This window comes from Streptomyces sp. NPDC028331 (genome assembly GCF_055565775.1).
On the sequence record NZ_JBVHTR010000022.1, the window covers coordinates 66,528 to 78,124 of the forward strand.

General features: G+C 69.2%; 7 protein-coding genes. 1 reads left to right on the forward strand and 6 read right to left on the reverse strand.

The genetic code is table 11. From position 1 onward, the window contains the following. Positions 1-74: 74 nt before the first annotated feature. The 3 genes from ACZ4SW_RS28005 to ACZ4SW_RS28015 are packed head-to-tail and all read right to left on the reverse strand — an operon-like array spanning position 75 to position 3,784. Positions 75-1,118, reverse strand: coding sequence for an ABC transporter permease (locus tag ACZ4SW_RS28005; protein WP_468251146.1), 1,044 nt, complete (start codon positions 1,116-1,118; stop codon positions 75-77). Further along, positions 1,111-2,673, reverse strand: coding sequence for a sugar ABC transporter ATP-binding protein (locus ACZ4SW_RS28010; RefSeq protein ID WP_468251251.1), 1,563 nt, complete (start codon positions 2,671-2,673; stop codon positions 1,111-1,113). The genes ACZ4SW_RS28005 and ACZ4SW_RS28010 overlap by 8 nt, the downstream gene beginning before the upstream one ends. A 46-nt stretch (positions 2,674-2,719) precedes the next feature. Beyond that, positions 2,720-3,784 carry a sugar ABC transporter substrate-binding protein gene (locus ACZ4SW_RS28015; protein WP_468251148.1) on the reverse strand — a complete coding sequence of 355 codons (1,065 nt, stop codon included), beginning with the start codon at positions 3,782-3,784 and terminating at the stop codon, positions 2,720-2,722. A 466-nt stretch (positions 3,785-4,250) separates the two neighbouring features. On the opposite strand from ACZ4SW_RS28015, the gene ACZ4SW_RS28020 reads away from it, so the two are divergent. Further along, positions 4,251-6,485: an alpha-L-fucosidase gene (locus tag ACZ4SW_RS28020; RefSeq protein WP_468251150.1), complete on the forward strand. Its 2,235-nt coding sequence runs from the start codon at positions 4,251-4,253 to the stop codon at positions 6,483-6,485. A gap of 82 nt (positions 6,486-6,567) precedes the next feature. Here the strand turns inward: ACZ4SW_RS28020 and ACZ4SW_RS28025 are convergent, their stop codons facing one another. From ACZ4SW_RS28025 to ACZ4SW_RS28035, 3 genes are all read right to left on the reverse strand, one after another. Next, on the reverse strand, positions 6,568-7,521 hold the full coding sequence (locus ACZ4SW_RS28025; RefSeq protein ID WP_468251152.1) for an expansin EXLX1 family cellulose-binding protein: 954 nt from the start codon (positions 7,519-7,521) through the stop codon (positions 6,568-6,570). Positions 7,522-7,634: 113 nt separating this feature from the next. Then, the gene (locus tag ACZ4SW_RS28030) at positions 7,635-9,389 is read right to left on the reverse strand and encodes a cellulase family glycosylhydrolase (RefSeq protein ID WP_468251154.1); all 1,755 of its coding nucleotides are present in this window, start codon (positions 9,387-9,389) and stop codon (positions 7,635-7,637) included. Positions 9,390-9,552: 163 nt separating this feature from the next. Next, positions 9,553-11,064: a glycoside hydrolase family 43 protein gene (locus tag ACZ4SW_RS28035; RefSeq protein ID WP_468251156.1), complete on the reverse strand. Its 1,512-nt coding sequence runs from the start codon at positions 11,062-11,064 to the stop codon at positions 9,553-9,555. Between the last annotated feature and the right edge of the window lie 533 nt (positions 11,065-11,597).

Sequence of the window (11,597 nt, forward strand, 5' to 3'; positions counted from 1 at the left end):
AGCAGGTGGGTACACGGCCCCCTGCGACGGGATGGGCAGCGGCGGGCGTCGGCCGGCGGCGGGGGCCGCCCGGTTCAGTCCTGGACCTTGCCGCCGGTGATGCGCGAGATGGTCAGGGCGACCAGGATGATCAGGCCGTTGAGGGCGCCGATCCACTGAGCGGGGACGCCCGCGAGGGTCAGCACGTTCTGGATCATGAACAGCAGGAGGATGCCGCTGAAGGCCCCGAACATGGTGCCCTTGCCGCCGTTGAGGCTGATTCCGCCGATGACGGCGGCGGCGAAGACGGTGAAGATGTAGCCGTTGCCCTGCGCGGAGGCGACCGAGGCGAGCCGCCCGGACAGCAGCAGGCCGGCGAGGGCGGCGAGCACGCTGCCGGTGACGATGACGATCCACAGCACCCGGTCGGTGCGGACGCCGGCCGCCTTCGCCGCGTCGACGTTGCCGCCGATGGCGTACAGCGACCGGCCGAAGCTGGTCCAGCCCAGGACGACGATGGCGACGCCGAACAGCGCCAGGCAGATCCAGATGGAGGCCGGCATCCCGAACCATTCCGCGGTGCCCAGGTAGAGCATCGACTTCGGGAGCTGGAAGAAGGTCTGGCCACCCGAGATGCCGGTCAGGACGCCCCGCAGGACGATCAGCATGCCGAGGGTGACGATGAAGCCGTTGAGGCCGAAGCGGATGATCAGCAGCGCGTTGATCACTCCGACGAGCACGCCCACGGCGAGCGTGACGGGAATCGCCCATGCGCCGGGGAGGAGACCGAGGCCGTGGCCGGCGCCGGCCGGAACCACGAGCCAGGCCGCGACACCGGGTGCGAGGCCCATGGTGGACTCCAGTGACAGGTCCATCTTCTTGACGATCAGGATCATCGTCTGGGCCAGGACCAGCAGGGCGATCTCGGACATGGTCTGCAGGACGTTGATGAGGTTGTCCGCCTGCAGGAACACCGGGTTGACGATCTGGCCGACGATCGCGATGACCACGATGGCCGGGACGAGGGCGAGGTCGCGCAGCCGGGCCATGGGTATCCGGCCGCCGAACAGACCGGTTCGCCTGGCCTTCGGCTCGGTCGTCCCGGGGACCGGGGTGTCCGCGAGGACGGTGTCAGGCATGGAGGTCCACTCCTTCCATCGCGGCCACGAGTTCGTGGTCGTGCCAGCCGCGGGAGATCTCTGTCGTCACACGGCCCTGGAACATCACCAGGACCCGGTCGCACATGCGCAGGTCGTCGAGTTCGTCGGAGGCGATGAGCACCCCGGTGCCGGTCTCCGCGGTCTCCTCGACCTTGCCGAGGAGGAATTCCTTGGAGCGCACGTCCACGCCCGCGGTCGGGTTGATCAGGACCAGCAGCCGGGGGTCGTCGGCGAGCGCGCGGGCCATGACGACCTTCTGCTGGTTGCCTCCGGACAGCGAGGAGACGGGCAGGTCGGGTCCGGGCGTCTTGATCGCCAGGTTCTCGATCATCCCCTCGGCGAGCCGGTCGCGCCGGCTGCGGCTGAGGAACCCGTTCCTGCCGAGCCTGCGGGGAACGGACAGCGTGGCGTTGTCCGCGATGGACATGTCGGGCACGAAGCCCTGGTGGTGCCGGTCCTGTGGGACGAACCCGGCGCCTGCGGCGAGCGCGGCGGGCACGCTGCCGGGACGCGGACGGTTGCCGGCGATCCTCACTTCGCCGCCGTCGGCGGTCCGCAGTCCCACGACGGTCTCGGCCACCTCGGTACGTCCGCTGCCCGCGGCCCCCGCGAGTCCGACGATCTCGCCGGCGCCGACCTGGAACGTGATGTCGTCGTAGGTCTCGCCGCTCAGGCCCTGGACGCTGAGCGCGGCGGTGGCCGCGGTGTCGACGGTGCTCGCCCGCTCCGCGCGCCGGTCCGCCGCGGCCTCGCCGGTCATGGCGGCGACGAGCTCGGTGCGGGGAAGCTCCGCGACCGGTGCGGTCAGGATGTGGCGGGCGTCCCGGAACACCGTCACCATGTCGCAGATCTCGTAGATCTCCTGCAGGTGGTGGCTGATGAACAGGAAGGTGACGCCCTGCCGTTGCAGGTCGCGGATGCGGTCGAAGAGACGGTTGATGGCCGCGGCGTCGAGCTGGGCGGTCGGCTCGTCGAGGATGATGAACCGGGCGCCGAAGGACAGTGCGCGGGCGATCTCCACGAACTGCCGCTGCTCCACGCTGAGTTCAGCGGCCGGGGTCTGCGGGTCGACGTCCACGGACCAGGTCGACAGCAGGTCCCGTGCGCGGCGGCGCACCCCCGGCCAGCTGATCAGCCGGTGGCGGCCCCGGTCGTGCCGGTTCAGGAACAGGTTCTCGGCGACGGTCAGCGTGGGGATGATCGTCGACTTCTGGTAGACGCAGGCAACGCGCCGCCGCCAGGCGTCGCGGTCCGTGAGCCGTGGCGCCGGGTCGCCGCCGAAGGTCACCGTCCCCTCGTCCGGAGCCTGCAGGCCGGTCAGGACGGAGACGAGGGTCGACTTGCCGGCTCCGTTGCGGCCGACGAGCGCGTGCGTCTCGCCGGGCCTGATGGTGATCCGGGCGCCGTCGAGGGCCACCGTCGGACCGAATCGTTTGACAATGCCCGTCGCCTCGACGACGGGCGGATCGTCCGGGACCCGTCCGTCGTCCGCCGGGGCGGGCGCGGGGCGGACTGCTCGCTCCGCGTCGCTCATCTCCACCGCCTTGGTCGTGTTCGTCATTCGTCTGCGGGACGTGGGCTCAGCCGAGGTTGTTGCCCCACAGCGACTTGTCGTCGCTCTTGAGGCTGGTGATGCCGCCGTAGGTGCCCCCGTCGGCGGTGACGAGCGGAGCCGAGAGCTGGTCCTCGAGCAGTCCGTCGCGGACCTTGACGATGGTGCTGTCGTGGTCGGTCTTGCCGGGCTGGAACGTCTTCCCGTCGATCGCGGCCTTCAGGTAGTACAGGGCGTACTTGGCGTAGAGGTCGGCCGGCTGGGAGACGGTGGCGTCGATGTTGCCGGCCGCGATGTCCTTCAGCTCCTCGGGGATGCCGTCGTTGGAGACGACGAACACGTGCTTCTCGTCCTTAGGGCCGACCAGCAGCCCCTTCTGCTTGAGGACCTGGAGCGTCCCGGACAGTGCGAAGCTGGACTGCATGTAAACGCCCTTGATGTCCGGGTTGGCGGTCAGGTCCGTCTGCAGCTTCTGGGCGGCGACGGCGCCGTCCCAGTTGGTGGCCTCACCGAACACCTTGATGCCGGGGTAGTCCTTCTTCATGCAGTCGTTGAACGCCTCGGTGCGGTCACGGCCGTTGATGGAGGACAGGTCGCCCTGCAGCATGACGACCTTGCCCTTGCCGCCGAGCTTGGTGCCGAGGTACTTGCACGCCTTCTCGCCGTACGCGCGGTTGTCGGCGCGGACGACCATGTAGACGTCGCCGGTGTCGGGGCGGGTGTCGACCGTGACGACCGGGATCTTCTTCGCCTCGAGCTGCGACAGGGTCGGCGCGATGGCGGCGGTGTCCTGCGGGGCCATCGCGATGCCCTTGACGCCCTGACTGATGAACGTCTGCGCGTTGGCGGTGAGCTTGGCGACGTCGTTCTGCGAGTTGGTGGTCTTGAGCGAGAGGCCGAGCTGCTTCGCGTACTCCGGCGTGTACTTGATGTACGAGTTCCAGAAGTCGGTGTCGGAACGCGGGTAGTCGACGCCGACCAGCGGCTTGTCGCTCGAGCCGGCCGCGGTGCCCGAGCCGCCGCTGCAGGCACTGAGCAGCGCCAGGGCGGACAGGGCCGAGGCGGTGGAGCAGAGAGCGGTTCTGAGTCTCATCGGTACTTCCTCGCGCTGGTCCCGTAGCGGGAGATGGTTCGCAGGGCGACAGCCGTGTGCCGCCGCATCGAAGAGATGGGATGTATGTATAGGTCGCGGCCGAGGGTGCTGTCTAGGTCTCGGGAGAAGTCGCTGCAAATAGGTGAGCTTGCGACCCGTCCGGAGTGGCCGGTGGCTAAATCAATCCCATCAATGATGCGTGTTTGTGATGTGCCGAGGGCGTATGCGTGACGTCCTGTGGGGCGTCGCGACCCGCCTGCATCACGCAAACATTCCATGTCTGGCGCTCGATAAAATGGACATAAACTCCGAAATTCGGGCGAAGCCATAAGTCAAGAGGTTGCTTTCATCCCTGCACGCCCGTTGACATCAGCGCGTCACATGGCCGAACTTCATGCGTAACGTCCGGCGCTCCAGTGCCGTGGGCGTCGCGACTTGCCTTGTCCCCCACTTCAGGGATGTCCTCATGTCGAGCTCGTTCAACAGACGCCAGTTCCTGGGCGCCGCCACATGCGTAGCCGCGGCAGCCGTCGCCGGCGGTGGCCTCGGGGCCGGCGTCGCACAGGCGGCACCGAGCACCTACACACCGGCGTGGACCTCGGTCGACCAGCACCCGCCCGCCCCCGAGTGGTTCCAGGACGCCAAGTTCGGCATCTACTTCCACTGGGGCGTCTTCAGCGTTCCCGCCTACGACAGCGAGTGGTACCCGCGCAACATGTACATAGCCGGCAGCGCGGCCAACAAGCACCACATCGCGACCTACGGCGACCCGTCCGCGTGGCCGTACCACAACTTCATCAACGGGGCGAAGGACCTGGCGGGCAACTTCGTGCAGTTCGCGCCGAAGCTGAAGTCGGCGGGCGGGAACTTCGACCCCGACGCGTGGGCGCAGCTGTTCGTCGACGCGGGCGCGAGGTTCGCCGGACCGGTCGCCGAACACCACGACGGCTTCTCCATGTGGAACAGCCAGGTCAACGAGTGGAACTCGGTCGCCAAGGGCCCGAAGCTCAACCTGCTGCAACTGTTCACCACGGCGATCCGGGCCAAGGGGCTCAAGCTGCTGGTCGCCATGCACCACGCGTACAACTTCAACGGCTACTACGACCACGTCCCCGCCCAGTCGGACCCGAGCCTGCAGAAGCTGTACGGGCAGTTGGGCGCCGCGCAGGAGAACCAGCTCTGGTACGACAAGCTGAAGGAGGTCATCGACCTCGCCCAGCCCGACATCCTCTGGGAGGACTTCGACCTGTCCAAGGTCGACGAGACCCAGCGGCTGAACTTCCTGTCGTACTACTACAACCAGGCGAACACCTGGGGCCGCGAAGTCGTCGCCACCTACAAGGACGGCTTCAACAGTCACGGCGAGGTCTTCGACTACGAGCGCGGCGGCCCCGCCGACATCACCGCCCCCTACTGGCTCACCGACGACAGCATCTCCAGCTCGAGCTGGTGCTACACGAACGGCATCGGCTACTACAGCACCCAGCAGATGCTGCACTCACTGATCGACCGGGTCAGCAAGAGCGGCAACATGCTGCTCAACATCGCACCGATGGCCGACGGCACCATCCCGCAGGCCCAGAAGGACATCCTGCTCGGCATCGGCGACTACCTGGGCCGCTTCGGCGAGTCGATCTACTCGACCCGGGCCTGGACCGCGTACGGCGAAGGTCCCACGCAGATGGGCGGCGGCGCCTTCACCGCCCCGCAAGCCGGCACCGCGCAGGACATCCGCTTCACCCGGAGCAAGAACAACACCGTCCTGTACGCGACGGTCCTCGGCTGGCCGGGCAGCACACTGACGATATCGACCCTCAACTCCGCCCGGATCGACGTCGGCTCCCTGGCCTCGGCGCAACTGCTCAACCCCACCGCCGGCACGTACACGAACCTGCCCGCGCCGACTCAGGACTCGACCGGGCTGCACGTGACCCTGCCGTCGTCGTCGGCGCCGTTCTCCGCCCTCGCCTACGTCGTGAAGCTGACCTTCTCCGGCCGGATCCCGCCCCTGCAGCCACTGGCCGGAGCCGTGGTCTACCAGGACGTCAACTACTCCGGTGGCTACGCCGTGCTCCCGATCGGCTCCTACACCGCCGACCAGTTGACGCTCGCCGGACTGGCCGGCCCCAGCCTGTCCTCCCTGAAGCTGGCCCCCGGCTACCAGATCATCGGCTACTCCGGTGACAACTTCACCGGCACCGCCTGGACCTTCACCTCCGACAACGCCGACCTGCGCAACACCGGCAACAACGACGCCGTCGTGTCGATGAAGGTGCAGTTCAACCCCTCGGCCTGGCTCAGGATCACCAACGTCACCGACGGGCTGGTGCTGGACAGCGGCGGCAACGTCCCCAGCGGCTCCAACCTCAAGCAGTGGACCTGGAACGGCAGCACCAACCTGCAGTGGCAGGCCGTCGAACTCGGCAACGGCTACTACAAGCTGGTGAACCGCACCAACGGCATGGTCGCCGACGGATGGGGCGCCACCACGAACGGCTCCGCCGCCCAGCAGGCTCCCTGGAACGGTGGCACCAACCAGCAATGGCAGATCAGCCCCCGCGGTGGCGGCAGGTACTGGATCGTCAACCGCACCACCGGCCTCGTCCTCGACGGCGGCGGCAACGTGCCCTCGGGCTCCGTGACCAAGCAGTGGTCCGGGAACAGCAGTCCCAACCTGGAGTGGACCTTCACCGCGCTGTGACCCTCGCACCGGCATGACGAGCGGCTGCGGCGGGCGCGCTCCACGCGCTCCCCGCCGCAGCCGCCTTCTGTGCGCCGCGGGATCAGTGCCGGGCGAACTGCACCCGGGTCGGTTGCACGACGTTCGGCCGCAGCGCGATCCCGTTGATCGTCAGGCGTTCTCCGTAGATGTCCGTGAGCCTGATCGCGCCGCCGCACCCGCTGCCGTCGGCGGAGATGAAGTAGTTGAAGCCGGTGCGGGGCAGTTGCCGCCAGCCGCCGCCGGTGCCGACCTCCAGCCGCGTGACCGGGTTCCGGTGGCCGATCGCCTGGATGCCGCACCAGTAGCGGCTGGACCCGGTCTTGTACCTGATGGAGATCGTGCCGACCGTGCTGGGGCTCAGCAGGCTCCAGGTGATCGGGATGCGGCCGACGTTGAGGTCGGCGAGTTCGGCGAAGGCCTGCCGGCTGAGGTCGAGTTGCCCGGGCGCGCAGGGCAGGGGGCACTCGTTGGTGATCCGCACGGTGATGGAGTTGCCGTTCGCCGCGCGGACGAGCACGTACGCGCCGCACGCCCTGGCCGTCTCGTAGTCGGTGGTGTTCATCGCCGCGATCATGAGGTCGTCGCTCGGGCCGAACAGGCAGGCGCCGTCCCCGTTCCCGGCGTCGTACGCGGTGGCGACTCCTCGGTAGCTGGTCCCTGGCTGGATCCGCCCTGCCTGCGATGCCGTGGTGGACGCCGTTCGCGCGGGCCGCGGGCTGCCCGTGGCGGACGGTCGCGCCGACGCGCTGCTCGAGGCGGCCGTCGGGGTCGGGGTGCCGGTCGGGGTCCGAGTGGCCGCCGCACTCGGGGTGCCCGTCCCGGTCTCGGTGGCGGCAGTCATCCGGGTGGTGGCGACGGATGCGGCGGCCGCAGACCCCGTATCGCTCTTGCGGTCGGGCAGCAACCCCACGACCAGGGTGATCAGTACGCCCACCGCGGTCAGCGCCAGGGCGGTGCCCAGCGCGAGCCTGCGTCGTTGCCTGCGCTGCCGCGCGGCCTGCCTCGCTGTCTTCATGTCCGTCCGTTACATCGAGCCGATGGTGCGCTCATCAGTGGCCGCAGGAAGCGAAAAGGTTGCCGACGACCTGTGCCCGCCCGGGAACCTCCCGGGCGGGCACAGGGACTCGTTCAGGACGTCGTGCCGGTCACCGTGCTTCCCGACTTGGTCACGTGGTACGTCACGGTGGCGCCGCTCCAGAAGTGGAAGGTCAGCGTCACCGGTGCGTTGTCGCGGAGGGCGTTCAGGAAGTCGGAGGTCAGGATGATCGTGCCGTTCGGGTAGTCCGGCGAGAAGGCCCGGTTGAACTCCTGGTAGGGGGTCCAACCGGTCTGGCCGGCGTTGCCGCCGTCGGCGTACGTGGCCTCCATGGTCGCCAGTACGTCACCCCGGTACTGCGTGGGAATGGTGAACGCACCGGTCGTACCCGTCGCGTTCGACAGCACCGGAGTGTCGTACGTGATCACGTCGATCTGCCAGGGCAGCCCGCGGGAGAACCGCGCCTGGAGCGTCGCGTTCACCCCGTAGGCGCGGTCGCCGGTCAGCCGGGTCAGCGCACCGGCCGTGAGGGTGAGCTGGTTGCCGGAGACGGTGTAGTCCCGTCCCGCGGCGAGCTTGGTGTCGCCCTGCCACAGCCCCCGGAAGGTGGTGCCGTTCGGGTTCAGAGTGAGCGTCCGGGCCGTGACGGGGCTCGACTTGGACACGAAGACCTTGTCGAACGAGGCCGTTCCCGAGCGGGTGGTCCAGCTCGACCTGATCCAGGCGAACAGGGCGGGGTCCCGCCATTGCAGGGTCGAGCGGTTCAGGAAGGAGAACGGGTCCCACAGGGCGGTGGTGACCCCGGAGACACGCGCCTGGTATCCGAGCTGCTCGAAGTACTTCAGCCCCTCACCCCGCTCGATGGGGTCGGGGTGGGTGTAGTCGGGCCAGCTCAGCGTGCCGTACTCGCCGAGGTAGACGGGGATGCCCTTGGCGACGAACGTGTCGTGCATGCGGGCGAAGGCGTCGGTCAGGTCCTTCTGCGCGGTGGCGTCGTACCGGGTGCCGCCCGCGACGTTCACGCTGAACGGGTACCAGCTGTAGTAGTGCACGGTGGCGACCAGATTGCTGTCGTGCAGCGCGCCGATCGTGGCGGACAGGTCGTCCATGAGGGCCTGGGACGGCGTGCAGCCCTGTGTGGGCAGGACGAGCAGGCGGCTTGCGTTGCCGCCGCCCGAGGAGCGGACGATGGAGTGGAAGGAGGTGTTCAGCTCGTTGAGGAGCTGGGTCTTCTGGGCGTCCGTGGCGTTGTTGAACTGCGGCTCGTTGACGCTCTCGAAGAGCAGCGCGCGCGGCTCGTCGCGGAACGTCGCGGAGATCTGGGTCCAGATCGCGTTGTAGCGGGCGAGCACGTTGTCGTGGTCGGCGGGCATGTTCGCGATCCACTGCCACGAGTCGTGGTGGACGTTGAGCACGACGTACAGGCCGTCGGCGAGCGCCCAGTCGACCACCTGCTTGACACGGCTCATGAACGCGGCGTCGATGGTGTAGGGCGCGGTGGCGGACTGGTGGTCGGTCCAGGTCACCGGGATGCGGACGCTGCGGAAGCCCTGCGCGCGGATGGTGTCGAACAGGGTCTTGGTGACCGGCGGGTTGCCCCAGGACGTCTCGTCCGGAATGGCGTCCAGGGTGTTGCCCAGGTTCCAGCCGGGCTGCATCGCGGCGACGGCGTCCACGGCGCGGGCCGGAACTCTGACGGTGGACCGTGCCGGTTGCGCCGCGCTGTGGGGCGCGGCGATCGACGTTCCGCCGGACAGCCCCAGGATGACGAGCAGCGTCAGCAGCAGGGCGGCCAGGCGCCCGGGGCCGCGGCTGCGGTGGGGCGCGGGTTGCCGTATGTCCTTCATGCGTGTCGTCCCTTTCGGTCGGTCGTGCATGTCGGTCGTGCATGTCCGTCTTGCGTGTCGGTCGGTCGTGTGTGGCGGTCGTGTGTGTCGGTCGGTCCTGTGTGTCGGTCGGTCGTGGCTTCCCGGCGGTCGTGTTCCTCGTCGGCAGGGGGAGCGGGCCGGTTCAGCGGCTGAGGGGCTCGTAGTCGAACCAGTCGAAGTGGACGGTGCCTGCCGCGGCGTACATGCCGATGACCCGGCCGGTGAAGCCGCCGGCGACCTCGGTCGACAGGTAGCGGCCGTCGAGGGTGGCGAGTTCGCTGAACGTGCCGTCGGGCTGCTCGACGCCCAGGGAGACGACGTCGGGTCCGGTGCGCGGTCCGTGCGGCGGGGGCGGGTCGCTCATCGTGACGCCGAGGACCACAGGGCCGTCGGGCACGGGCTGTACGGCCACGACCGTGCGCAGGGAGCCGACGCGCGCGATCACCCGCACCTCGGTGCCGGACGCCTCGATCGCGTAGTGGTGCCGCTCGTCCAGCCGGACGGCGAGCCCGCCGCGTCCCTCCGAGGGATCGACCAGCGTGCGTGCCCGGCACGACGGGTGCTGCTGACGCCGGCCGGTGAACACCACGTCGGGCTCGTCCAGGGAGGCGCCCCGCGCGCGGAGCGTCAGCCACCCGGGGCGCTCCTTGGTGGTGCAGTGCTCGGCGGGGCGGTCCCGCAGGGAGATCCAGTACGGGCGCAGATCGCTGAGCTCGAAGTCGTCCCGGTTCTCCTCGACGGGGCCGGGGGAGAGCGGCCACGGGAGCGCGGACAGCTCCAGGGCGACCTCGCCGACGACCGGCCAGCCGTCCACCCAGGTCACGGGCGCCAGGAAGGTCTCCCGGCCCAGCACGTGCCAGCCCGGGGTGCCACCGCGCGGCCGTACGCCGAGCAGCACCATCCACCAGGACCCGTCGGGTGCCTGGACCAGGTCCGCGTGCCCGGTGTTCTGCACGGGGTGGTCGGTGCTCCGGTGGGTGAGGATCGGGTTGGCCGGGCACGGCTCGAACGGGCCGCCCGGGGTACGGCCGCGGGCGATCGACACGCCGTGGCCCCGCTCGGTGCCGCCCTCGGCGATGAGCAGGTACCAGTAGTCGCCGATCCGGTACAGGTGCGGCGCCTCCGGGGCCTTGGCGCCGGGCGCCCCGGACCAGAGCTTGCGCGGTGTCCCGTACGTCCGCCCGGTCGACGGGTCGATACGGACCTGCGACACCCCGGCGACCGTGCACCAGCAGGTGCCGTCCTCGTCCCAGGCCAGGTCGGGATCGATACCGGGCACGCCCGGCGCCCATACGGGATCCGACCAGGGCCCCGCGGGGTCGGTGGCGGTGACGATCAGGTTGCCGCCGCCCTCCCTCACATTCGTGACGATCAGCCAGAAGCGTCCGTCGTGGTGGCGCAGGGTGGGGGCGTAGATCCCGCCGGAGGACGGCATGGAGGCCGGCAGACGCAGTTGGTCCGGCCGGTCCAGGACGTTGCCGATCTGCGTCCAGTTGACCAGGTCGCGACTGTGGAAGACGGGTACACCGGGAAAGTACTCGAAACTGGAACAGGCGAGGTAGTAGTCGTCGCCGACGCGGCAGACGCTGGGGTCGGGGTGGAAGCCGGGGATCACGGGATTGGCCGCGCGGGCGGCGTGGTGCTGAAGGGACACCCCTTCGGTCCTTTCGTCGGGTGAGCCGCCGGACGGCGGCTCGGCAGTGACGGCCTGCGCAGTACCGCGCGACCGCCGGGCGGGAGTTCGTGCGCGACGGCGCCGGTCAGCAGGGCGTGGGCGGGCTCCCCGCAGGGGTCCACGGCATCGGCGCCGGTGCCGCCGCTCCCGCGACCGAGGGTGCTGCGCTGACGAAGCTGCTGCGATTCCACACATGGCTCACGGCGGCGGCCCTTCCCTGGGACGAGCGTCGAAGCGCTTCACCTCGCAAGCGAAGGTAATGGACGACTTTCGCGCGTAACAAGAGCTGCAACGACAAGAGGCTGTCTTCTGCCTGGTGCGCCGACGCCCCAACAGGGCGGCGTCGGCGTCGATGCGCTTCGATTGGTGGGCGCCGACAGCCAGGGCCCTGATGCGCATACGGGGAGGGGGGGGGACGGCAGGGGGTGCTGCCCCCCCTGTGTGTGCTTCTAGGGGGGGAAACGTTACAGCTCCTTTTTTGTGCCCCCCTCCTGGTGCCACGACTACCCCTT